Raw genomic sequence first — 23,056 nt, 5'->3', positions numbered from 1 at the left:
CGGGAAACGGGCGCGGACGCCCTTCCCCTACGTTATCCACTCCCCTCAGGATTGTTAAGCACGTCGATGCACGCATTTTTTGCACCGCGCGCGGTCGTGCCTCGATGCCTCAGGCGTCGCTGCGGGTGCGGCGGACGGCATCGCGCCAGCCCTCGTACAGCGCGGCGCGGGCCTCGGCCTCCATCGCCGGCTCGAAGCGCCGGTCGATACGCCAGCGCTCCGCGAAGGCGGCCTCGTCCGGCCAGACTCCCGCCTTCCGCCCGGCCAGCCACGCCGCGCCCAGCGCCGTCGTTTCCAGCACCTGCGGGCGGTCGACCGGCGCGCCGAGAATGTCGGCGAGAAACTGCATGGTCCAGTCGGACACGGTCATGCCGCCGTCGACGCGCAGGGTGAGCGCATCGGCCGGGGTGACGCCCGCGCCCATGCCTTGCGCATCGTCACGCATCGCCTCGATCAGATCGCGGGTCTGGTAGCCGACGCTTTCCAGCGCCGCGCGACAGAGGTCCTCCGGCCCGCTTGCCCGCGTCAGTCCGAAGATCGCGCCGCGCGCGTCCGGATCCCAATAGGGCGCGCCGAGACCGACGAAGGCCGGCACCATGTAGAGCCGGTTGGCCGGATCGGACGCCTCGGCCATCTGCTGGCTGTCCGGGGCCCGATCGATGATCTTCAGGCCGTCGCGCAGCCATTGCACCGCGCTGCCCGCCACGAAGATCGACCCTTCCAGGGCGTAGGTGGTCTTGCCGTCGAGCCGATAGGCGATGGTCGACAGCAAGCGGTTTTGCGAGGCGACGCGGCTGGTCCCGGTGTTCATCAGCGCGAAGCAACCGGTGCCATAGGTCGATTTCACCATGCCCGGCGCGAAACACGCCTGACCGACGGTCGCCGCCTGCTGGTCGCCGGCCACGCCCCGGATCGGCAGCGCGGCGCCGAAGATCTCCGGCTCCGCCGTTCCGAAATCGTCGGCACTGTCGCGGACCTCCGGCAGCATCTCCATCGGCACCCCGAAAAGGGCGCAAAGCTCCGCGTCCCAGGCATTGGTGTCGATGTTGTACAAGAGCGTCCGGGAGGCGTTGGTCGCGTCAGTGACATGCGCCCGGCCGCCGGTCAGCCGCCAGATCAGCCAGCTGTCGACGGTTCCGAACAGCAGCTCGCCGGCCTCGGCCGCCGCGCGCGCGCCCTCCACCCGCTCGAGGATCCAGGCGAGCTTGGTGCCGGAAAAATACGGGTCGAGCAGAAGACCGGTCTTGCCGGTGACCATCGCCTCGTGGCCTTGCGCCTTCAGCCGGGCGCAAAGGTCGGCGGTGCGCCGGTCCTGCCAGACGATGGCGTTGCACACGGGCGCGCCCGTCTTGCGGTTCCACACCAGCGTCGTTTCGCGCTGGTTGGTGATGCCGAGCGCGGCAATGGCCGAGGCACCGCCGTCGATCTGCGCCAGCGCCGTGCGGCACACGGACACGGTCGACCGCCACAGATCCTCCGGGTCGTGCTCGACCCAGCCCGAACGCGGAAAATGTTGGGGAAATTCCTGCTGCCCCATGGCGAGCGGGTGCAGCGCGTCATCGAAGACGATGGCCCGGCTGGAAGTCGTCCCCTGATCGATTGCAAGAATGTGTCCGCCGCTCACACTGCGCCTCCCGGTCTTCGTTTTCTTTCCTTATTGGCGCGAACGACAATCAAATGAAACAAAATTCCGGTCAATCGAAAATCGAGACGTCTGAAGGCGCGGTCAGGGCGCCCGGCCGGCCGCGCCGACTCGCGCCCTCCAGACGCCTCCTCACAAACGCCCCCCAAACGCAAAGCGCCGCGCAAGGCGCGGCGCTCTCGGACTGTGTCCTCCCGGCGAGACGCCGGGGCATCGGTGGCGTGGTCAGAGCACGCGGAGATTGTCCGCGACGCCCGCACCGGAGGCATACTCCAGGTCGTAGGCGACCAGTTGGCCTTCCAGCAGGGTCTTGCGGCCGGCCTTGCGCACCGCGTCGATGTTGACCTGGACGAAGTCGCCTTCATCCGCCTCGATCTGGCCAATCCCGACAGCCGGGTCGTACCATTTCACGTTTCCAAGTTGCATCATTTCGTTTCTGTCTTTCAGTCTTTTCGACCGGGTTTTCACGTCCCGGTCTTGTTGGTTTGGGCGCCTGTTTGCCTAGGCGCTTGTTCGCTTGTGCGATCGTTCGCGAGTCCGGTCATTCCCGCGCGGATTCTGTCCGCGCAAACCACGCATGCCACGCATCGCGCCGTCGGCCGCCATCGGGCGCCGCACGGGCCGGGCATTCTTGCTCTCGGGACGCGGCGCGACCGGGTGAAATCGGGTCACGGGCCGCGGGGCCGTCAGGGTTCGAAATGCGTCAATCGACAATGAACGATCACTGTTAAGAAATGGTGACTGCCGTGCAGATTGCAAGGGCCGGTCGCGCAATGCCACCTTTTCGTTGATCCGACCCTTGGTAAATGCAGCCCGCTGGTGCATACACGACGAGGGGCACGACGAGGGGCACGAGGACGGGACACCAGAACGGGGCACGGCCGCACCCGCCGGCGCGGCCCCGGGGAGAGGAGGAAGACCCGCAATGAGCGCGTCGACAGCGAAACCGGCCGTGAATGTGCTGCTGCTCTATCCCCGGTTCCAGGCCGGCTCCTTCTGGAACTATCGCGACGCCTGCGAACTCGTCGGCGCGAAATATCCCGCCCCGCCGCTGGGGCTGATCACGGTGGCGGCCATGCTGCCGGATCACTGGCAGCCGCGTCTCGTCGACCGCAACACCGATACGCTGACGCCGGCGGATCTCGCCTGGGCCGATGTCGTCTTCACCGGCGGCATGCTGCCGCAGCAATCCGACACCCAGACCATCCTACGCCTGTGCCGCGAGGCGGGCGTGCCGGCCGTCGTCGGCGGGCCGGACGCCACCTCCGGCCCCGAGCACTATACGGACGCCGACTTCCTCGTCCTCGGCGAGGCCGAGGGCGTGATCCAGGATTTCGTCGCCGCCTTCGAGCGCGGCGCGCGGTCCGGCCGCTTCGAGGCGGAGAAATTCAAGGCCGACGTCACCACGACGCCCGTGCCGCGCTTCGATCTGCTCGATTTCGACAATTACGTCGAGGTGAACGTGCAATTCTCGCGCGGTTGTCCCTTCACCTGCGAATTCTGCGACATCATCGAACTCTACGGCCGCAAGCCGCGCACCAAGACCAGCGCGCAGATCCTGAACGAGCTGCAACGCCTCTACGACCTCGGCTACCGCGGGCATGTCGATTTCGTCGACGACAATCTGATCGGCAACAAGAAGGCCGTGAAACAGTTTCTCCCCGACCTGATCGCCTGGCAGAACGCGCATGGGCGGCCGTTCGAACTGTCGACCGAGGCTTCGCTCAATCTCGCCGACGATCCCGATCTTCTGGAGATGATGCGCCAGGCCGGGTTCTTCGCCATCTTCATCGGCATCGAGAGCCCGGACCCGGAGGTGCTGGTCGCCACCCGCAAGAAGCAGAACACCCGGCGCGACATCGCGGCCAGTGTGCACAAGGTCTATGAGGCCGGCATCTTCGTGGTCGGCGGCTTCATCGTCGGCTTCGACGAGGAAAGCCCGCAGGTGGCCGACGAGATCGCCGGGCTGATCGAGGAGGCGGCGATCCCGGTCGCCATGACCGGTCTGCTCTATGCGCTGCCGACCACCCAGCTCACCCGCCGGCTCGCCGCGCAAGGGCGGCTGCACGCCGAATTCGACGTGGCCGATCCCGATCACGAGGTCGGCGACCAATGCACCGCCGGTCTCAACTTCGAGACCGTGCGCCCGCGCGAGGAGGTGCTCGCCGACTATCGCAAGGTGGTGGAACGGGTCTATGCGCCCGACGCCTATTTCGCCCGGCTGCGCCGGCTGGTCGACCTTCTGGACATGCGCGGACCGAACGGCGACATCTTCAACGCCCGGCTCGGCTCCGACCTGAAGAAACTGGGCCGGCTCGTCTGGGGCATCACCCGGCACTGGCCGGAGCATCGCGGGCCTTTGTGGCGGATGATCCTCTACACGCTCCGGACCAACCCGCGCGCGCTCAACCCGATGCTGCACATGGTGGCGCTCTATGTGCACCTCGGCCCGTTCTCGCGCTTCGTGAGCGCGACCATCGGCAAGCAGATCGAAGAGATCGAGGCCGGCCGCTGGCAAAGCCCGGCCCTCGTCGCAGCCGAATAGAGGCCGCGACACGTCCAACCGCGACAACTCCAGAAGGCCGGCCGATCAGGCGTCCATCTTGAGCGCCTTGATGAAGGCTTCCTGCGGGATTTCGACCTTGCCGAACTGCCGCATCTTCTTCTTGCCTTCCTTCTGCTTCTCCAGAAGCTTGCGCTTTCTTGTCGCGTCGCCGCCGTAACACTTGGCGGTGACGTCCTTCCTGAGCGCCGCGATCGTCTCGCGCGCGATCACCCGGCCGCCGATCGCCGCCTGGATCGGGATCTTGAACATGTGGCGCGGGATCAGGTCCTTGAGCTTTTCGCACATGGCGCGCCCGCGCCGCTCCGCCTGGCTGCGGTGGACAAGCACCGACAGCGCGTCGACCGGCTCGGCGTTGACGAGGATCGACATCTTCACGAGATCGCCGGCGCGATAGTCCGAGATCTGATAGTCGAAGGAGGCGTAGCCCTTGGAGATCGACTTCAGCCGGTCGTAGAAATCGAAGACCACCTCGTTGAGCGGCAGGTCGTAGGTGACCATGGCGCGCTGGCCCACATAATTGAGGTCGATCTGGACGCCGCGCCGCTCCTGACAGAGCGTCAGGATCGAGCCGAGGAATTCGTCCGGCGTCAGGATGGTGGCGCGGATCCACGGCTCCTCGATCTCGTCGATCTTCACCGGGTCCGGCATGTCGGCCGGATTGTGCAGCTCGGTGAGCGTGCCGTCCGTCAGATGCATGCGGTAGACGACCGAGGGCGCGGTGGCGATGAGATCGAGGCCGAACTCGCGCTCCAGCCGTTCCTGGATGATCTCCAGATGCAGAAGCCCCAAAAAGCCGCAGCGGAAGCCGAAGCCGAGCGCGGCGGAGGTCTCCATCTCGAAGGAGAAGCTCGCGTCGTTGAGCCGCAGCTTGCCCATGGCCGCGCGCAGGTCCTCGAAGTCGTTGGCATCGACCGGGAAGAGGCCGCAGAAGACCACCGGCTGGGCCGGCTTGAAGCCCGGCAGGGCCTGCGCGCAGGGTTTCCTGTCGTCGGTGATCGTATCGCCGACGCGGGTGTCGGCCACTTCCTTGATGGAGGCGGTCAACACGCCGATGTCGCCGGGGCCGAGATCGTCCACTTGCAGGAACTTCGGCGTCATGACGCCGACCCGGTCCACCTCGTAGGAGGCGCCGGTCCCCATCATCTTGACCTTCTGGCCCTTCTTCAGGCTGCCGTCGATGATGCGCACCAGCACCATGACGCCGAGATACGTATCGTACCAGCTGTCGACGAGCAGCGCCTTGAGCGGCGCGTCCGGATCGCCCTTTGGCGCCGGCAGGCGGGCGACGATGGCTTCCAGCACGTCCTCGACGCCGAGGCCGGTCTTGGCCGAGATCAGCACCGCGTCGGAGGCGTCGAGGCCGATGACGTCCTCGATCTGCGTCTTGATGCGCTCGGGCTCGGCGGCCGGCAGGTCGACCTTGTTGAGCACCGGCACGATCTCGTGGTCGTTGTCGATGGCCTGATAGACGTTGGCGAGCGTCTGCGCCTCGACGCCCTGGCTCGCGTCGACCACCAGCAGCGACCCCTCGCAGGCGGCGAGCGAGCGCGAGACCTCATAGGCGAAGTCGACGTGGCCCGGCGTGTCGATCAGGTTGAGCTTGTACTCGCGGCCGTCCTTGGCGGTGTAGACCAGACGCACCGTCTGCGCCTTGATGGTGATGCCGCGCTCGCGCTCGATGTCCATGGAATCGAGCACCTGCTCCTTCATCTCCCGGTCGGTCAGCGTGCCGGTCATCTGGATCAGACGGTCGGCGAGCGTCGACTTGCCATGGTCGATATGGGCGACGATGGAGAAGTTGCGGATGTTGTCGAGGGTCTTGGTGCTCATGCGCGCTCATGTAGCACCGCGGCCCTGCGTCGCAAAGGGGAATGCGCGGGGCGAAGGGGGAAAAAGCGGGGGTGGGTTTTGGGGTGGGGGTGGCTGACCTTCATTGTTTGGTAATCGTCAGGATTTTAGTGTTCCCTATTTGTACCAAATGAGCTACCAATACCCTAAAGAGGCGAATGCAGGATGGCGCAGAAATCAGAGATTGAGTGGACCGATGCTACCTGGAACCCGGTCACAGGTTGCACCAAAGTCGGCCCTGGCTGCGACAACTGCTACGCGGAGCGATTTGCAGAACGCTGGAGAGGAATTGAGGGGCATCCATACGAGCAAGGGTTTGATCTGCGGCTTTGGCCTTCGCGCCTAAACCAGCCAGCCCAGTGGAAGAAGCCACGGATGATATTCGTGAACTCCATGAGTGACCTATTTCACAAGGACATTCCGAGATCACATATCGACGCAGTCTTTGATGCAATGGAGGCGGCAAATTGGCATGTCTATCAAGTCTTGACGAAGCGCTCGTCGCTCATGCGCAAATACATCAGAAATCGATACTCAGACGGACGAGTGCCTTCGCATATCTGGCTTGGAGTGTCAGTAGAAGACTCAGCCCATAAGGGACGGATCGACCACCTACGACAGATCAACTCGGACGCGCGCTTCATTTCCTTTGAACCGCTCCTAGGCCGAATTGGCGCTGTCGATCTCACAGGCATTGCATGGGCGATTGTCGGCGGCGAAAGCGGCCCGAAGGCGCGCCCGATGGAAGCAGCCTGGGCGACCGAATTGCGTCTCGCCTGCGATAAGCACGAAGTGGCGTTCTTCTTTAAACAGTGGGGTGGCGCACGGCCCAAGTCTGGCGGACGTCTTCTCGACGGCGAAGAATGGAACGGCTTCCCTTGGCAAATTGTGCCGGAGGAAATTTTGAAAAATCTCCTGTATTAAGAGGTTGTCATGGTTGCAGATCTAGACCTTTATCGTGATCGCGAGCACTCTTTTATTAAACATCAATTCCTAACTCAATATCTAAGATCAGCGGCCTATAAGACGCTGCAGGGACGCTCGCCAACTTTCAATTTTGTGGATGCATTTGCCGGCCCTTGGCGAGTTTCGGACGACGCGAAGTACTCCGACGCCTCGTTTGATCAAGCAATCAACACGCTGGAAGCTGTGCGCTCTGATCTTGCAAACCGCGGGATCGACGGGTTGAAGATGCGTTTTTGCCTTTGCGAACGGAGACCAGATGCGGCTGCAAGGCTCCGCAGCTATGCGGCCCAAAAACAAAATTTCGAGATCTATATTTTTGAAGGTGAGTTCGAAAACAACCTAGCCTCCATAGCTTCCGAACTGCGAGACGGGTTCACCTTCACATTCATTGACCCCACCGGTTGGAACATCCGCAACGATAAAGTATTTCGCTTTCTACGAGAACAACGCGGCGAGTTCATGCTGAACTTCATGTCCGACCACATAAATCGGCATGCTGGATACAACGAGGTTTCTGAATCATTTGGGCGTTTTCTGGCTGATTCTGAGTGGTCTAGCGACTTTGCTCGCCTACCAGGCGATTGGACCAATGAACAAAGGATGCTCCATCTAATCAAGACCGCTATGAGAAGAAACAAAATTGCCACATATCTTCCTGATTTCTCAATTATGCTCCCAAGATTCGAGCGCTTGAAAATGCGCTTAATTTTCGGAACTCACAACCCACACGGCCTTCAACTATTTCGGGACGTTCAGCAAAAAGTTGAGATACAGGAAATGGAGATACGAAACAGTCTTCGGGAAGGCGAAAACCCACAAGTCAACCTTTTTTCTTCTGAATACATCGCAGAGATACAACAACAACAAAAAGGGGTCGGCGGCAAGGCGAACAGAGAACGCGCTCAGTCAATCATTATGAAATACCTTGAAGAGAACCCTAACGCCTTAGCTGGCTCAGTTATCAACGTGGCGATGGAGCGCATCGCCATAAGAAAAACTCAAATTAACACATTATTAATTGACATGCGGAAGAGAGGCATAATAATTTTTGATCTACCTCCCAGAAAGAAGGTCCCTCAAGATAATACAAGAATAAATTTACCCTAAATCTTCGATTCATTCCTTGCGACTTTTACTCACCGCGCCAAAAGCACCTCCGTGCAGGCCGCTGGCAATTGCCCCATGCGGATTTCCTTTTTCTTCGCCGGCGTTTTGGGTGTGTCCGTGTCCGCCGGTTTTTTCGGGACCCAGGGTTCGTCGGAGAGCCACCAGGTCAGCGCCTGGCCGCAGCCGTCGCCCGGGGGTGGGGGTTTCTGGTCGGTGCAGCCGGCGCTGTCGGCGGGGCATGTGATGCGGATGTGGAAGTGGTAGTGATGGCCCCACCAGGGGCGCACCTTGCGCAGCCAGTCGCGGTTCCCCGTTTCGAAGCGGCAGAGCGCCTGCTTGATGCCGGGGTGGACGAAGATGCGCGCGACCTTGGGATCCTGCGCGGCGCGGCGGATCAGGCGCGCGTGATCGTCGCTCCATCTGGCCGGATCGACGCCGCGATCAGCACCCTTCACGTTCGACGGCCCCTTGAGCATGGAGATCGCCGAGATCGTCTCGCGTTCCTGCGCCGACAGGCGCCGGTCGGGCATTTCGGTGAGCCAGATGTCGGCGTCCAGGCCGATCTGGTGGCTCGAGTGGCCCGAGGTCATCGGCCCGCCGCGCGGCTGGGCGAGATCGCCGACGAGCAGCCCGTTCCAGCCGAGCGCGGGCGCATCGGCGGCAAGCCGTTGCACCACGTCGATCAGCTCCGGATGGCCCCAGTTGCGGTTGCGCGACAGGCGCATGACCTGCCAGCTCGGACCGTTGACCGCAAGCGCCGTGCCGCCGGCGAGACAGCCGCGCGCATAGGAGCCGATGGCGCGGGCCGCGAGCGGCGCGGGATCCGGGCGGGCGCCGAAGAGATGCTTCGCCACGGCATTGGGCCGCACGGCCGTCGGCGTCGGGAGCGCGGGCGGCGGCGTGGCGGCGGCGGCGAGCCTCGCCCGGTTCGCGGGGGCCGGTTGCGGCAGGGGGACGGCGGCGCCATCCGAAGGAGTGGCAACGCGCGCGACCAGGGCGCCGAGATCCCCGGATGCTTGATCGGAGGCATGCCCGGAGGCGGAAACGCCCGGCTTGGGGTCCGGGCGCGGCACGCTTTCGGCCGCGAGCGGCGCGGGCGCGCCGAGCAGAAGCGCCAGCGAGGACAGCGCCAGCGCACAGGTTGCCTGCTTTAGGGGCGCCAGCGCAAAGGGTATCAGACCCCGGCGGCGCCCTGTCGCGCTCGGCCTCGCGCACGGCCTGGCTCCCGATCCGGCTCCCGATGTCCTGCCTGCCATGCCCGACCTCCCTCGCCTGCCGGTTTCGGCGACTGCCTGCGAAGACACCCGCGGCGCATGCCTGCGGCAGGCCCGCGCGGGCCACCGTCGAAGCGCCCGCCAGACCGCCCGCGCCGTTAGCCGGTCAGACTGACCGGCGCGCGTTTACATTCGGTTAACCATGTTCTTCACCACCAGCCCGACGCGCGCCTTTCCGGCAGGCCGGCGGGCCGCCGTTTGCCAGCGGACCGGATGCGTCAGTCCTCGCGTTCGCTCAGCATCTCCGCCAGCCGGTCGAGGCTTGCCGTGTTGTCGCGGATGATCCGGTCGGCGACGCCGTTCAGCTCGATGATGTTGCCGGGCCGCGTGTTGTCGAGCGCCTCCGCGCCCTCGGGCAGGTCGCCGTCGTAGCGCAGCACCTGCGACACGCCGATCTCGGGCAGCAGGCGCTCGGCCTGATAGGCGGCCGTGGTCGCCTGGCCGTGGAACAGGATCGACAGGAGCGGAATGCCCTGGCCCGGCGACAGCCAGCCGAGCGGGCCCCAGTTCACCGCCTGCTCGTAAGAATAGCCGCGCCTGGAGGTCGCGCCGGTGCCGAGCGAGACGATGACGATGTCCTCGGCCGCCCAGCCGAGTTTGCGCGCCTCCAGATAGGCGGCGAGCGTCGGATTGTTCATGAAGACGCCGCCGTCGACCAGCACGCGCTCGCCGCCCGGCGGGCCGATGCGCTCGGCGCGCACGGGCTCGAAAAGGGCGGGGGCTGCCGTGGTCGCGCGCACCGCCTGCCAGAAGTAGTAATCCTCCGGCCGGCTGCCGTCGCTCTGGCGGCCGTTGGTCAGGAACACCGCCTCGCGCGCGGCGATGTCATAGGCGGTGAAGACGACCCGCGTCAGCGCCGAGGCGATGGAGGTCCACCCCAGACGGTCCTTCAGCAGCCGCTCAAGGGGGCGGGCATCGAACCGCTCGTCGAAGGGGTTGAGCGGGTTGGCGACCAGGCGCTCCAGCAGGCCGCGCCGGCGAAACACCTCGCGCGCCTCCACCTCGTAGAAGCGGCGCAGATCGTCGATGGTGGCCGCCGGCTTGCCGCTGCGGTCCTCCGGATCGGGGGCCGCGAGGCCGGCGACGATCAGCCCGCCGGTCGAGGTGCCGGCCATCATGTCGAAATATCGGTGCAGCGGGGCGGTCTTGCCCAGCGCGCGCAATCGGGCCTCCAGCGTCTCCAGAATGCGCAGGGGAATCAGACCCCGAATGCCGCCGCCGTCGATCGCCAGAATGAAATGCTTGCGCGCTGCCATGTAATCCTCGCCGTTGCCGGGCCGAAATATGGCCCCGTTGGTACTGTGCCACCTTCAACCTTGGACCGAAATACGACGATGCGATGACCCCGGCAAAAACCGGAAGCGAATCCGCCGCGAAAGCCGCTCCCCGCGTCGCCGGACGCCCTTATCCGTCCGCCGGCGCGGCCGCCCCCGCCTCTGCCCCCGTCTCTGCCTCCGCCTCGCCGGCGCGGCGCTCCACGGCCGCGATCAGCCGGGCGATGTCCTCGGGCCGCGAGAGGCGGTGGTCGCCGTCCTTGACCAGCGTCAGCACCACGTCGTCGAGCGCGAGGCACTCCATCAGCCGCAGGGCATGCTGCCAGGGAACCGCGTCGTCGCGCTGGCCCTGAAGGATCGTGACCGGGCAGCCCGTCTCGATGGCACCGCCGAGCAGCAGGTTGTCGCGCCCGTCCTCGATCAGCTTGCGGGTGATGACATAGGGGCTGTCGTCATACTCCGACGGGCGCTCGTAGCGGCCCTCGGTCATGATGCGCGCGCGGATCTCGTCGGTGAACTCGTGCTTCCACATGAGCTCCTCGGTGAAATCGGGGGCGGGCGCGATCAGCACCATGCCGGCGAGCGGCGCGTCGTCCGGCCGGGAAGCGCGCTTCAGGGCGCGGGCGAGCAGCAGCGCGATCCAGCCGCCCATGGACGAGCCGACGACGATCGTCGGCTCCTTGCAGAAGGCGCGGTGCACGGCGAGCGCCTCCTCCGCCCAGGCGGAAATCGTGCCGTCCTCGAAATCGCCGCCGGAGAGCCCGTGGCCGGAGTAGTCGAGCCGCGTGACGGCGCGTCCGGTCGACCGCGCCCAGGCGGCGAGTTCCTCCGCCTTGGTGCCGGCCATGTCCGACTTGAAGCCGGAGAGCCACAGCACGCCGCAGCGCCCCGGCGTTCCGTCCTCGCGCAGGACCGCGATCTCGCGCGCCGCAGCGCCGGTGCCGACGGTGATCCTGTGGGCTGCGCTGTCGTTCATGGGCTGTCCTTTTCCGTTCTCGGGGCGTTCTGGGGGACCGTCCCGGGGATGGTCTGGCGCGGTCTGGCCGCTTGCCGGTTCGCATCAGGATGTGGCACACAGCGCTGGCTTTTTGAAGCCTTCGCCTTCCGCTGCGAGGGCGCGACCGCAGGATCCCGCCCGTGACCCGCCGCACCGTCTTGCAAGTGATCCCCGAGCTCGACACCGGCGGGGCGGAACGCACGACGGTGGACATCGCCGCCGCCCTGGTCGCGCGCGGCGACCGGGCGCTGGTCGCCTCGCAGGGCGGGCGACTGGTCGCGGAGCTCGAGGCGATAGGCGGCGAACACGTGACGCTGCCGCTCGCCACCAAATCGCCGCTCGGCCTGGGACGCAACGCCGCGGCGCTGACGCGCCTGATCGCGGCGGAAGGCGTGGATCTGGTGCATGCGCGCTCGCGCGCGCCGGCCTGGTCGGCGCTTTGGGCCGCGCGGCGGAGCGGCGTGCCCTTCGTCACCACCTATCACGGCATCTACAAGCAGACGAACCGGGCGAAGGCGCTCTACAATTCAGTGATGGCGCGCGGTGACGCGGTGATCGCCAACTCCCGCTACACGGCGGAGCTGATCGCCGCCCGCCACCCCGTGGCCGCCGGGCGCATCGCTGTGGTCTATCGCGGGTCGGATCTCGACGCGCTCGATCCGGCGAACGTCTCCGGGGAGCGCCGCGCGGCCCTTCGCGCCGCCTGGAGCCTGCCGGAGGGCGTGCCCGTGATCCTGAACGTCGCCCGGCTGACGGGATGGAAGGGGCAGCGTGTGCTGATCGACGCGCTGGCCCGTCTGGCGCGAGAAACGGACCGGCCCTTCGTCGCGGTGCTGGCCGGCGACGCGCAGGGGCGCGACGACTATCTCGCCGCCCTGAGAACGCAGATCGACCAGGCGGGCCTGTCGGATCGGGTCCGCCTGCCCGGCCATTGCGCCGACGTGCCGGCCGCTCTTGCGCTCGCCGATGTCGCCGTCGTCGCCTCGACCGAGCCGGAAGCCTTCGGCCGCGCGGCGGTGGAGGCGCAGGCCGCCGGGGTGCCCGTGATCGCGACCGACCTGGGCGCGGCCCGCGAAACGGTGCGCACGCCGCCGGACGTCGAGGAGAATGCACGCACCGGCTGGCGCGTGCCGGCGAAGGATGCGCCGGCACTGAGCGCGGCGATCGCCGCCGCCCTGTCCCTGACGCCGGACGCGCGCGCGCGCCTTACGAAGAGCGCACGCGCGCATGTTCACGCGTCCTTCTCGCTCGCCGCCATGTGCGAGGCGACGCTTGCCGTCTACGACCGGCAGCGCCGCACACGGCGCGCTCCGCCGCAGCCTTCCAAATCCGGTTGACTTTCGCCCGGTTTCGCTGGATTTTTGAGGCCGGTGGAAGATCCCGCCGGCCCGGACCCCGGCGTACTGCGTTCGGGGTCGTGTGCGTTGACCGTCTGTCCCGCAGCTTCGTGTCGAACGAGGATGCGACGGCGGAGATCGACGCAAGTCGTCGGACGTTATCAGACGTCGGATACGGGGCCGGTCGATGGTCCACCGCCGGACGGGGCGACCGAAAGGATCGGGGCTGCCGTCGGCAACCGCTTTGAGATGAACGTCAAGAGGAGATCGCGACCATTCGCCGTCCATATCGCGCACCGCCGCCTACCAAGGAAGGCCCGCGCACGAACCAAGAGATCCGCGTCCGGGAAGTTCAGTTGATCGACCAGGACGGTCAAAACCTCGGTGTCACGCCCACGGAAGAGGCCATGAGAATGGCCGGGGACGCCGGCCTCGACCTTGTCGAGATCGCGCCCAACTCTTCTCCGCCCGTCTGCAAGATCCTCGATTATGGCCGGTACAAGTACCAGAGCCAGAAAAAGGCCGCAGAGGCGCGCAAGAAGCAGAAGGTCGTCGAGGTCAAGGAAATCAAGATGCGCCCCAACATCGACACCCATGACTATGAGGTGAAGATGAAGAACATGAAGCGCTTCTTCGATGACGGCGACAAGGTGAAGGTCACGCTCCGGTTCCGCGGCCGCGAGATGGCGCACCAGGATCTCGGCATGGCGCTGCTCAACCGCGTCAAGGAAGAGACCGCGGAGATCGCCAAGGTGGAATCCCATCCGCGACTCGAAGGCCGGCAGATGGTGATGGTGCTCGCGCCGATCGCGCGCTGAGCCGCCCCGGCGGACCGGCGCTGTCGCCGATCGCGACACGACGGGCACTCCGCACGACGGACCACGACAGGAAAGGCTCGGCGCGTCCGAGCCTTTTCGCGTTTCTTCACCGGGCGCGCCGCGCGCACGTCTCGGCGCGGGGCCGGTCGCACGGCGTGCGCGAGAGCCGCTGACACAGGGCGTTGCATCTCGGGCCGCCGGGCCAAAAGACCCTTGTCAGTCACCGCCCGCCCGCGTATAAGCGCGTGTCCCGAGCCGTCCGGCTTTCGCGGAACCTGCGGGCTATTGCCTGCGCGCTTCGCGACCACGGGCATGCCGAGTCGGCTCCAAACCGCTTCCAACATGAGATCGGCCCCGTTTCAGCGCGGCGGCCGGCGCAAGAAAGGATGCAAAATGCCCAAGCTGAAGACCAAATCCGGCGCCAAGAAGCGCTTCAAGCTGACCGCGACGGGCAAGGTGAAAACCGCCCAGGCGGGCAAGCGGCACGGCATGATCAAGCGGACGAGCAAGTTCATCCGCCAGGCCCGCGGCACGACCACGCTGTCGGAGCCCGATGCACGTATCGTCAAGAAGTTCCTGCCCTACGGCTGAACCTGACGCCGCTTCCCGATTTTTTTTGGAGACTGATCCATGTCGCGTGTCAAAAGGGGCGTTACCGCCCACGCAAAGCACAAGAAGGTCATCAAGGCCGCCAAGGGCTATTATGGCCGTCGCAAGAACACCATCCGCGTCGCCAAGCAGGCCGTGGAGCGCGCCGCGCAATACGCCTATCGCGACCGCAAGGCGCGCAAGCGCAATTTCCGCTCGCTGTGGATCCAGCGGATCAACGCGGCGGTGCGCGAGCACGGCATGACCTACGGCCGCTTCATCGACGGGCTGAACAAGGCCGGCGTCGAGGTCGACCGCAAGGTGCTCTCCGATCTCGCGATCCGCGAGCCGGAGGCCTTCAAGGCGCTGACCGAAAAGGCCAAGGGCGCGCTGTCGGCCTGAGGCCACGGCACTTCCCGACCGACCAGATCGAGACGGCGCGTCCCACCGGGCGCGCCGTTTTTCCTTGTCCGTTTTTCCTTGTCCGACCGGACGCATGTCCCGCGCCACCCGCCTGCCCTCGCCCGTTGCCCGTCCGGGTGTGGCGAAGCGCCAGCTTGAGCCGGCGCCCGCAAGCCGCTACACCGGCGCTGCCCGTTCGCCTGGAGAGCCCGCTCATGCACAATCTGGAAGCCGACCTGCTGCGCGGCCTGTGGTACGTCGCCTGCCCCTCCTCCGAGATCAAGCCCGGCAAGATGCTCGGCAAGACGCTGATGGGCGAACCTTTGCTCATCGCGCGGGCCAGCGACGGCACGGTCTTCTGCCTGCGCGACATCTGCCCGCATCGCGGCATTCCGCTGCGCCACGGCTGGTTCGACGGCGAGACCGTACAATGCTGCTATCACGGCTGGAAGTTCGACACGAAGGGCGTCTGCGTCGACATCCCCTCCACCCATGAAACCCAGACCATCGACTATTCCAAGATCAGTTGCGGCGCCTACCCGGTGCGCGAGCAAAACGGCCTGATCTGGATCTATTTCTCCGAAAACGGCGAGGCGCCCGAGGACGGACGCCAGAGCGAACCGCCGCTGCTGCCGGACTTCGCGCCCGATGCGCCGCCGCAGGTGGCGATCATGCTGCCCTTCGTGTGCTCCGTCGACCACGCGGCGCTCGGGCTGATGGACCCCACCCATGCCGCCTTCGTGCACACCTCCTGGTGGTTCAAGAAGAACGCCACCAAACTGCGGCCGAAGGAAAAGAGTTTCGTGCCGACGGACCTCGGCTGGGCGATGGCGCGCCACAGGCTGCCGCCGCAGAACATCGCCTACAAGCTGCTCGGCGACGACGTCACCACCGAGATCCGCTATGCGCTGCCGGGCCTCAGGATCGAGCACATCCAGGGCAGCAAGCACTCGGTCGTCGGACTGACAACGATCACCCCGGTGGACCGCTCCCACACCGAGGTGCGGCAGATGTTCTGGGTGACGATGGGCTGGATCAAGCCGCTCAAGCCGCTGGTGCGGCACCTGATGACGGTGTTCCTCGATCAGGACCGGCGCGTCGTCGTCCAGCAGCGCGAAGGGCTGCAGTACAATCCGAAGCTGATGCTGATCAACGACGCCGACACACAGGGGCGCTGGTGGATGCAGCTCAAGGACGAGTGGATGCGCTCCGGCGCCGAGGATCGGCCCTTCGACAATCCCGTCAAGGCCCGCACCCTGCGCTGGATGAGCTGACCGGGACCGGCCGCGCGTCGGGGCGCACCGGGATCGGAGCCCTTTGGACACGACCCTCTCAGTACCAGAGACCGAGACCGCGCCACCGCCGCCGGGGCGGCCCCGTATCGGGCACCGGCGAGCGGCCGTGCCTGTGCAGCCGGCCCTCCGCATCGATCCAGCGCTCGGGCCGGGCCTTCAGCGCGCGCAGGCGGCGCACCCGCTCCTCGGTGGCGGGATGGGTCCGCAACACCGACGGATCGGGAATGCGCGCGCCCTGCGGCGTCATCGCCTCCCACATGCGCCCCTGCATCCGGTCGAGCTTTAGGAGCGCCTCCGCGAGGCCCTCGGGGTCGCCCGTGAGCGCGGCCGCGCCCAGGTCCGCGTCATATTCGCGCGTGCGCGACAGACCGAGCTGCAAGGTGGTGCCGACGGTCGGCGCGACGATCAGGATCGCGATCGCCGCCCAGGGCACGTCCCCGCCGCCGGCCAGCATCTCCGGAATGTGCAGCACGGCGATGAACAGCCCGAGCGCCGACATCACCGTCGTCATGCGGCTGACCACATCGGCCAGCGCCATCACGTGAATATCCTCATGCACGATGTGGGCAAGCTCGTGCGCCATCACGCCGACGAATTCGCGCGCCGTGAGCCGGTTGAGCAGCCCGTCGGTCATGCAGATCACCGCCTCGTCCCGCCGGCCGGTGGAAAAGGCGTTCATCATCTGGCTGGAGACCCGGTAGAGGCGCGGCGGCGACGCGAGCCCCGCGCGCTCCGACAGAAGCCGCACGATCCGGTGCGCCTGCGGAAAGTCATGCGCGCTCAGCTCGCGCGCGCCATAGAGCCCGAGCACCATCTGCGGCGACAGGCTGGTGGCGAGAAAGATCGACAGGCCGCCGCCAACCGCCGCCCACACGACGCCCTGCAGCCCCGCGAGCGTGTAGGCGCAGGCCGCGAGCAGCAAGACGGCGCCAAGCGCCAGCAGAAGCGTTTGCAGGCGGTTGCGACGGCGGTAGCGGTCGCGGGTCTGCGGATCGATGGACAGCGGCAACATGATCTCCGTCATACAGGAGACCGCGCCGAAATGCGAAGGCCGCGCCAAGGGTCCCCGGCGCGGCCCGTCGCTTCGATCTCAAGACGCCTGGATCAGGAGGCGACGCGCTCCAGGAAGCGGTCGACCGACCGGCGCACGCCCTCGGTCTGGCGGGTGACGTCCTCGATGGCGTCCTCCATCTCCGTCGCGGCCGAGGCGGTGCGCGCGACCGCCTCGCTCAAGCCCGTCATATTCGTGGAGACGAGCGCCGTGCCTTCCGCCGCTTCCGCCACGTTGCGGGAGATTTCGCCGGTGGCCGCGCCCTGCTGCTCGACCGCCGCCGCGATGGCCGAGGTATAGCCGTTCACCTCCTGCATGGTCTCGGCGATCTGGCCGATGGCGGCAACGGTCTGGCCGGTCTCGGTCTGGATCGAGGTGATCTGCGCGCTGATCTCCTCCGTCGCCCTGGCGGTCTGGCTGGCGAGTTCCTTCACCTCGGCCGCCACGACCGCGAAGCCCTTGCCGGCCTCCCCGGCGCGCGCCGCCTCGATGGTGGCGTTGAGCGCCAGCAGGTTGGTCTGCTCGGCGATCGCCTGGATCAGCGTGACGACCTCGCCGATCTTGTTGGCGGATTCGGCAAGCCGTGCGACGCGCTCGTTGCTGCTTTGCGCCCCGGCCGTCGCCTGTTCGACGATGGTATTGGTCTGCGCGATCTGGCGCGCGATCTCGGAGATCGAGGAGGACAGTTCCTCGGCCGCCGCCGCGACGGAGCGCACGTTGTCGCTGGCGGTCTCCGACGCCCCGCCGGCCGCATCCGACTTGCCCGCCGCCTCGCCGGCGATTCCTTCCAGCGCGCGCGCCGCCTCGAGCATGGACCCGGCACGCGCCGCGACGTCGGCGAGCTTCGCCTCGACGTCCTGCCGGAACTCGGCGATGCTGTGCTCGATCTCCTGCCGGCGGGCCCGTTCGGCCGCGCTGCGCTCGTTGTCGGCGAGCTTGAGCTTCTCGCTCTCGGCATGCGCGGCGTTGGCCTCGTCGACCGCCGTCATGGCGGCGGCGAAGGTCGCCTGGAAGCGGCCCGCCAGCCAGATCAACGCACCGGTCTCGATCAGGATGATCACGGCGTGCAGCACCACGCGCAGCAGGTTGGCCCCGTCCGGGAACACCAGCGTCGGCATGATGAAGTTGAGCGCCAGGTGGTGCACCGCGACGACCGCCGTGTAGGCGACCAGCGCGCGCCAGTCGACCCAGCCGGTCAGCACGGCCAGCGCGGCGAAGAAATACATATGCCCGTCGATCTGGAACGAGGATGCCGGATCGCCGCCGCCCATCGCGGCGACCAGCAGGCTGACGAGGCCGGACAGCGACAGGGCGCTGACGATCCGGGTCGGCACGCCGATCCCCTCCTTCAGCCAAACGGCCGTCGTTGCCGCGCCCAGCAGCAAGGCCCCCGCCGACACGACGACCGGCGAGACGTTGCTGCTGTTCCAGGCGACGCCCATCACCGCCAGCACATTCACCCAGGTGAAGATCACCAGCGCCTTGGCGAAGCTCTGGCGCATCGCGTCAAGGCCCGTCAATGCGGGTTTGGCTCCGAGTTCACTCATCTTTTCTTGCCCCATGATGGCCGATGCGCCCGCTACAGACAGGCTTCCGCGATGCTCGGCGACGTAACGAGAAGAGCGCCGGCCCGATACAAACGCTCACTGAAGTCGGCGCCGGTCCCACTTGCCACGGCCACCCAGTCCCCCGACCCGATCTGCAGAAGACTGCCGCCCGCGCGCGCGACCACGTCCGCCGCGGAGGCGCCGCCCGGCCAGGTGACGACGGCAAGCCGGTCGCCGCCGCCGGGCGCCATCGCGCCGGCGGCGATCACGCCGCAAACGAAAAGGAAATAGGCCCCGATCAGGGCCGTCCATGCCTTGCTCATGATGCACAGTCCGTCCCGCAAGCGCTGCCTATGCAAGACTTCGTCTTCTGGTTCGCGTCAAGATTGATCGCGAAGGTTTAAGAGTGCGTGAAAGACGGGGTAAACGCAGGTAAAATTTCAAGAGCACAACAAAAAGGCGCGGGAATTCCCGCGCCTCAACTTCTAATATACTTCACCACCTGAAACGGTGCGGGAGACGGGCGCCCTACCCCCGCGCGACCGGGGCCGGGCAGGTGACGCCCGTGCCTCCCAGCCCGCAATAGCCGCCCGGGTTCTTGGCCAGATATTGCTGGTGGTCCGGCTCGGCGAAATAAAACGCCTCGAGCGGCTTGATCTCGGTCGTGATCGCCCGGGCATGACCGGCCGCCTCGAGCGCCTCCGCATAGGCGGCGCGCGTCCTCTCCGCCGCCTCCCGCATCGCATCGGAGGCGAAGTAGATCGCCGAACGGTACTGCGTGCCGGTGTCGTTGCCCTGTCGCATGCCCTGGGTCGGGTCGTGCCCCTCGAAGAAGGCACGGGCGAGCGCGTCATGTGTCAGCCGCGTCGTGTCGAACACGACCCGCACCGCTTCCGTGTGGCCGGTGCGCCCGGTGCAGACCTCGTGATAGGTGGGATTGGGCGTGTAGCCGCCGGCATATCCGACGGCCGTGACGACGACCCCGGGCATCTGCCAGAACAGGCGCTCCGCGCCCCAGAAGCAGCCGAGCCCGAGGAGCACCTCTTCCTCGCCCGCCTGCGGGGCGCGGTCGATCGGCACGCCGTTCACCGCATGCGGGCCCGGCGTCATGATCGGCGTGGCGCGTCCGGGAAGGGCCGCGTCGCGCGTCACCATGGTGAACTTGTTGGTCAGCATCGTCATGAACGACAAGGGTATCCCTCCTCGGATAAGCGAGCCCGGCGCGACGGAATGCGCCTGGCAGAGGCCCGTCAGGCCGGATGCAGGCGGCGACGGGCCCGACGGCGTTCGCCGAGCCACATCAACAGGAAGCCCAGCGGACCGGCGACGGCCCAGGCGGGCCAGGTCAGGACCGTCTGGATCACCGGATCCCACAGGACCGGCGCGACATGGCGCTGGATCGCGGCCTGCGCGGTGTTGAGCGATTCGGGCGCGAAATCGAACCAGAGCTGGCCGAGCGGCGTCGCCATCCATTGCGCCGCCGCGATCGTCTTGGTGCCGTCGACGACGAGCATGACGAGGGCCACGGCGAGCAACCAGAGGCCAAGAAGCCGAACAACGAAGCGGATCATGGCTTTCCTGTCTCCAAAGACTTTCCTGTCTCCAAAGGCTTTGCGGGGCTGGTCCCGACATCTGCGCGAGAACATAGGACCGCCTGCGACGCGAGGCAACGCGGGACCCGCGCGGCTCGCGCAAGCGTGACGACGCGAGAGCGGCGGCGCATGTGTTGAAAAGCGGCCGGCGCGGGCGGATCGCCGCTTGAACTCGCCGACGCGCTCAGTATAGTGCGCCTCCTGTGGCGCATGGAAACGCTCGATGAGCACGACCCCGTCACACGTGCTTTCCGCCAAATCCGGACCTGCTTCCGGACCTAGGGTTGCGGAAAGCCGGCTGCGGAGAGGTGGCCGAGTGGTTTAAGGCGCACGCCTGGAACGCGTGTATACGGGAAACCGTATCGAGGGTTCGAATCCCTCTCTCTCCGCCATTCTCAGACTTCGCGCTGTCATCCTTCGGGCTTCGCTCCAGTCGGGGCCTCGCGTCAGCTCGGACGGCTCTTCGCCTTGCGACCCCGCCGGGTTCGAGCTTTCTCCCGGAAGTTGGAGCGCGCGAGATCAAATGGCATCTGATTTCAGGTCGGAAAATCGCTGTTCGAGCGCGTCTTGAACCGCCGTCAATCGACAATTCCTTCTAGCCTCAAGATCCGCCGCGCGAACGCGCAGTGAGGGCTGTCCGGTTGATGGCGGACACTCGATCCGGATTTGGCGCGCGGATCTAACGCGCCAAACGTCACGGGATCGCAGGCATCGTGGTGGACAAAGAACGCGTGAAAGCTATCGGTCTGGATATCGATCCGGCAACGATCCGCCCCGCCCGGATAGACGGCGACCGTCTCCTGACCGGCGACCGCCCCAGATGCTTCATCGTGCTGGCATCGGGCCTGACCGGCATGCCTCACGGCATCGCCAGCGCGCCGCGGCGAACCGGGCAGAAGCATCCTCCGCATCGCGTGTCGGGAGATGCGCGGGCGGTCATGTCACGGGCGGTGGCAGGGCAACCGCCCGCACTCGTCAGCCGCCGAAGAAGGACATCAGCGCGGCGGGAAGGTCGGTCGTCAGCGCGGGCACATAGGTGAGCACCAGCAGGACACCGAATTCCATCAGGATGAAGGGCCGCACCTCGCGGATCAGCTTTTCCAGCTTCACCCGCCCGACGGCCGCGCCGATGAAGAGCCCGGATCCGACCGGCGGCGTGTTCAGACCGAGCAGCAGGTTGACGCAGAACACGATGGCGAAGTGCACCGGGTCGACCCCGTAGCCGTCGGCGATCTGGGCGAAGATCGGCCCGAAGATGATGATCGCCGGAAAGAGATCCAGAACGGTGCCGATGGCCAGCAGGATCACGTTCAACAGCAGCAGGAAGACATATTTGTTGTCGGTGACCGCGTTGAAGAACTCGGCCAGGTAGCGCGGCACGCCCTGGGTGGTCAGCACATAGGACAGGACACTGCTGGTCGCCAGCAGCAGGATCATGATCGAGCTGACCTTGGCGGAATCGAAGAAGATCGACGGCAGATCCTTGAGGCTCAGCGTCCGGGTGAACAGCAGACAGATGCCGAGCGCATAGACGGAGGCGACCGCCGCGGCTTCCGTCGCGGTGAAATCGCCGCTGAGCACGCCGAGAACGATGATGGCGGGCATCACCAGCACCGTCAGGCTGCGAAGGGTGATGCTGCCGATCTCCGCCCAGGTGAACCGCTCGCCGCGCTTCTCGTAGCCCCGCTTGCGGCTGATCCAGGAATTCATCCCCATCAGCGCAAAAGCGACCAGAACGCCCGGCACGATACCGGCGACGAAGAGCTGGCCGATGGAGACATCGCCGCCGACCGCCATCGCGTAGATCACGAAGGTCAGGCTCGGCGGAATGATCGGACCGATGACGGAAGAGGCGATGGTCACGGCCGTCGCATAGGCGCGATCGTAGCCCTTTTCCGCCATCGCCGGGATCAGCACCGAGCCGAGCGCCGTCGTGTCGGCCGAGGCCGAGCCGGTGATGCCGGCGAAGAACACGCTGCCGGCGATATTGGTGTGGCCCATGCCGCCGCGCAGGCGCCCGACCAGCATGTCGGCGAAATCCGTCAGCGAGCGGGTCATGCCGCCGCGCAGCATCAGTTCGCCGGCCAGGACGAACAGCGGGACGGACACCAGCACGTAGGATTCCATGCCCATGTACATGAAGTGGGGCAGCAGGACGAGACTGTCGCCGCTGGCGACGAGCGCGGCGAGGCTGGCGGCGCCGATGGCGAAGGCCACCGGCATTCCCAGCACCAGAAAGACGAGGAAGCTGGCAAGAAGAACGAGAAGGATCATGACGCGCGCCTCCAGATCGCGATGTCTTCGGCGATGAGACGCAGGCAGACGACAATGAACGCGCCGGCGCTGACCGGAATGGCGAGTTGCGGCACCGCGCGCGAGATCCGCAGCGCCCCGGTCTTGAGGTTCCACACGGAGGCGACCTTGTCGTAGGCCCCCCAGATGACGGCGGCGCAGAAGACGATGATGACGAGATGCATCAAGGCGCTGATCAGCGCGCCCCGCCGGGGACCGAGCATGTCGACGAAGATCTGGATCCCGACGTGACCGCGTTCGTTCAGCGTGTAGGCCGCAGCCAGCAGCAGCCCCCAGAGCATCAGGATGACGCTCAGTTCCTCCGGCCAGGGCAAGGCGCCGACGGTGGCGCGCATGACGACCTGGAGCGCGATGACGACCATGATCGTGCCCATGCAGGCCGCGATGAACAATTGGATCGAACGATCGATCAGGGCCAGCAAACGCGTCATGACGGTAC

At 66.2% G+C, this 23,056-nt stretch carries 22 protein-coding genes and 1 tRNA gene; 9 read left to right on the top strand and 14 right to left on the bottom strand.

Features of this window, described 5'->3' with window-relative positions:
• Positions 1 to 109: 109 nt before the first annotated feature.
• Together glpK and ABL312_RS20845 are read right to left on the bottom strand one after the other, a co-directional pair.
• On the bottom strand, positions 110 to 1,624 hold the full coding sequence (glpK, locus tag ABL312_RS20850) for a glycerol kinase GlpK (protein ID WP_349359317.1): 1,515 nt from the start codon (positions 1,622 to 1,624) through the stop codon (positions 110 to 112).
• Between the two features lie 243 nt (positions 1,625 to 1,867).
• The gene (locus ABL312_RS20845) at positions 1,868 to 2,071 is read right to left on the bottom strand and encodes a cold shock domain-containing protein (RefSeq protein ID WP_349359316.1); all 204 of its coding nucleotides are present in this window, start codon (positions 2,069 to 2,071) and stop codon (positions 1,868 to 1,870) included.
• 496 nt (positions 2,072 to 2,567) lie between these two features.
• Between ABL312_RS20845 and ABL312_RS20840 the strand changes: the two genes are divergently transcribed.
• Positions 2,568 to 4,187, top strand: coding sequence for a B12-binding domain-containing radical SAM protein (locus ABL312_RS20840; RefSeq protein ID WP_349359315.1), 1,620 nt, complete (start codon positions 2,568 to 2,570; stop codon positions 4,185 to 4,187).
• Positions 4,188 to 4,232: 45 nt separating this feature from the next.
• On the opposite strand, the gene lepA is transcribed toward ABL312_RS20840, so the two are convergent.
• A complete protein-coding gene (gene lepA, locus ABL312_RS20835; protein WP_349359314.1) occupies positions 4,233 to 6,038 on the bottom strand; it encodes a translation elongation factor 4 in 1,806 nt (601 codons plus the stop codon).
• A gap of 183 nt (positions 6,039 to 6,221) precedes the next feature.
• On the opposite strand from lepA, the gene ABL312_RS20830 reads away from it, so the two are divergent.
• Positions 6,222 to 6,980, top strand: a complete 759-nt coding sequence (locus ABL312_RS20830; RefSeq protein WP_349359313.1) for a phage Gp37/Gp68 family protein — start codon at positions 6,222 to 6,224, stop codon at positions 6,978 to 6,980.
• Between the two features lie 9 nt (positions 6,981 to 6,989).
• Positions 6,990 to 8,129 carry a three-Cys-motif partner protein TcmP gene (gene tcmP, locus ABL312_RS20825; protein WP_349359312.1) on the top strand — a complete coding sequence of 380 codons (1,140 nt, stop codon included), beginning with the start codon at positions 6,990 to 6,992 and terminating at the stop codon, positions 8,127 to 8,129.
• 29 nt (positions 8,130 to 8,158) lie between these two features.
• On the opposite strand, the gene mepA is transcribed toward tcmP, so the two are convergent.
• From mepA to ABL312_RS20810, 3 genes are all read right to left on the bottom strand, one after another.
• Entirely contained in the window at positions 8,159 to 9,385 is a 1,227-nt protein-coding gene (gene mepA / locus ABL312_RS20820; protein WP_349359311.1) for a penicillin-insensitive murein endopeptidase, read from the bottom strand.
• Between the two features lie 236 nt (positions 9,386 to 9,621).
• Positions 9,622 to 10,659 carry a patatin-like phospholipase family protein gene (locus ABL312_RS20815; protein ID WP_349359310.1) on the bottom strand — a complete coding sequence of 346 codons (1,038 nt, stop codon included), beginning with the start codon at positions 10,657 to 10,659 and terminating at the stop codon, positions 9,622 to 9,624.
• A gap of 148 nt (positions 10,660 to 10,807) precedes the next feature.
• Positions 10,808 to 11,653 (bottom strand): alpha/beta hydrolase, encoded by an 846-nt coding sequence (locus ABL312_RS20810; protein ID WP_349359309.1) that lies wholly within the window; start codon positions 11,651 to 11,653, stop codon positions 10,808 to 10,810.
• A gap of 161 nt (positions 11,654 to 11,814) precedes the next feature.
• Here ABL312_RS20810 and ABL312_RS20805 point away from each other — a divergent pair, with 161 nt between their 5' ends.
• The 5 genes from ABL312_RS20805 to ABL312_RS20785 all read left to right on the top strand — a co-directional run bounded on the left by ABL312_RS20805 (position 11,815) and on the right by ABL312_RS20785 (position 16,093).
• Positions 11,815 to 13,011 carry a glycosyltransferase family 4 protein gene (locus tag ABL312_RS20805; protein ID WP_349359308.1) on the top strand — a complete coding sequence of 399 codons (1,197 nt, stop codon included), beginning with the start codon at positions 11,815 to 11,817 and terminating at the stop codon, positions 13,009 to 13,011.
• Positions 13,012 to 13,286: 275 nt separating this feature from the next.
• A complete protein-coding gene (infC, locus tag ABL312_RS20800; RefSeq protein WP_349361478.1) occupies positions 13,287 to 13,829 on the top strand; it encodes a translation initiation factor IF-3 in 543 nt (180 codons plus the stop codon).
• Between the two features lie 393 nt (positions 13,830 to 14,222).
• Entirely contained in the window at positions 14,223 to 14,420 is a 198-nt protein-coding gene (rpmI, locus tag ABL312_RS20795) for a 50S ribosomal protein L35 (RefSeq protein ID WP_349359307.1), read from the top strand.
• 39 nt (positions 14,421 to 14,459) lie between these two features.
• Positions 14,460 to 14,819: a 50S ribosomal protein L20 gene (gene rplT, locus ABL312_RS20790; protein ID WP_349359306.1), complete on the top strand. Its 360-nt coding sequence runs from the start codon at positions 14,460 to 14,462 to the stop codon at positions 14,817 to 14,819.
• Between the two features lie 215 nt (positions 14,820 to 15,034).
• A complete protein-coding gene (locus tag ABL312_RS20785; RefSeq protein WP_349359305.1) occupies positions 15,035 to 16,093 on the top strand; it encodes an aromatic ring-hydroxylating dioxygenase subunit alpha in 1,059 nt (352 codons plus the stop codon).
• A 58-nt stretch (positions 16,094 to 16,151) separates the two neighbouring features.
• Here the strand turns inward: ABL312_RS20785 and ABL312_RS20780 are convergent, their stop codons facing one another.
• The 5 genes from ABL312_RS20780 to ABL312_RS20760 form a co-directional block, all read right to left on the bottom strand.
• Positions 16,152 to 17,126 (bottom strand): zinc metalloprotease HtpX, encoded by a 975-nt coding sequence (locus ABL312_RS20780; RefSeq protein WP_349359304.1) that lies wholly within the window; start codon positions 17,124 to 17,126, stop codon positions 16,152 to 16,154.
• Positions 17,127 to 17,218: 92 nt separating this feature from the next.
• Positions 17,219 to 18,712 carry a methyl-accepting chemotaxis protein gene (locus tag ABL312_RS20775; protein ID WP_349359303.1) on the bottom strand — a complete coding sequence of 498 codons (1,494 nt, stop codon included), beginning with the start codon at positions 18,710 to 18,712 and terminating at the stop codon, positions 17,219 to 17,221.
• Between the two features lie 32 nt (positions 18,713 to 18,744).
• Complete coding sequence (locus ABL312_RS20770; protein ID WP_349359302.1) at positions 18,745 to 19,035, bottom strand: hypothetical protein; 291 nt, start codon at positions 19,033 to 19,035, stop codon at positions 18,745 to 18,747.
• A 205-nt stretch (positions 19,036 to 19,240) separates the two neighbouring features.
• Positions 19,241 to 19,894 (bottom strand): peptide-methionine (S)-S-oxide reductase MsrA, encoded by a 654-nt coding sequence (gene msrA, locus ABL312_RS20765; RefSeq protein WP_349361477.1) that lies wholly within the window; start codon positions 19,892 to 19,894, stop codon positions 19,241 to 19,243.
• Positions 19,895 to 19,962: 68 nt separating this feature from the next.
• Positions 19,963 to 20,283, bottom strand: coding sequence for a hypothetical protein (locus ABL312_RS20760; protein WP_349359301.1), 321 nt, complete (start codon positions 20,281 to 20,283; stop codon positions 19,963 to 19,965).
• Between the two features lie 323 nt (positions 20,284 to 20,606).
• On the opposite strand from ABL312_RS20760, the gene ABL312_RS20755 reads away from it, so the two are divergent.
• A tRNA-Ser gene (locus tag ABL312_RS20755) sits at positions 20,607 to 20,696 on the top strand.
• Between the two features lie 186 nt (positions 20,697 to 20,882).
• On the opposite strand, the gene ABL312_RS20750 is transcribed toward ABL312_RS20755, so the two are convergent.
• The 3 genes from ABL312_RS20750 to ABL312_RS20740 form a co-directional block, all read right to left on the bottom strand.
• Complete coding sequence (locus tag ABL312_RS20750) at positions 20,883 to 21,206, bottom strand: hypothetical protein (RefSeq protein ID WP_349359300.1); 324 nt, start codon at positions 21,204 to 21,206, stop codon at positions 20,883 to 20,885.
• A 73-nt stretch (positions 21,207 to 21,279) separates the two neighbouring features.
• Positions 21,280 to 22,578 (bottom strand): TRAP transporter large permease, encoded by a 1,299-nt coding sequence (locus ABL312_RS20745; protein WP_349359299.1) that lies wholly within the window; start codon positions 22,576 to 22,578, stop codon positions 21,280 to 21,282.
• A complete protein-coding gene (locus ABL312_RS20740; RefSeq protein WP_349359298.1) occupies positions 22,575 to 23,048 on the bottom strand; it encodes a TRAP transporter small permease subunit in 474 nt (157 codons plus the stop codon). The genes ABL312_RS20745 and ABL312_RS20740 overlap by 4 nt, the downstream gene beginning before the upstream one ends.
• Between the last annotated feature and the right edge of the window lie 8 nt (positions 23,049 to 23,056).

It is taken from the genome of Stappia sp. (assembly GCF_040110915.1).
Lineage (GTDB): Bacteria > Pseudomonadota > Alphaproteobacteria > Rhizobiales > Stappiaceae > Stappia.
Note: the sequence above shows the minus strand (reverse complement) of the source record. Positions and strands in the feature narration are given on the sequence as shown.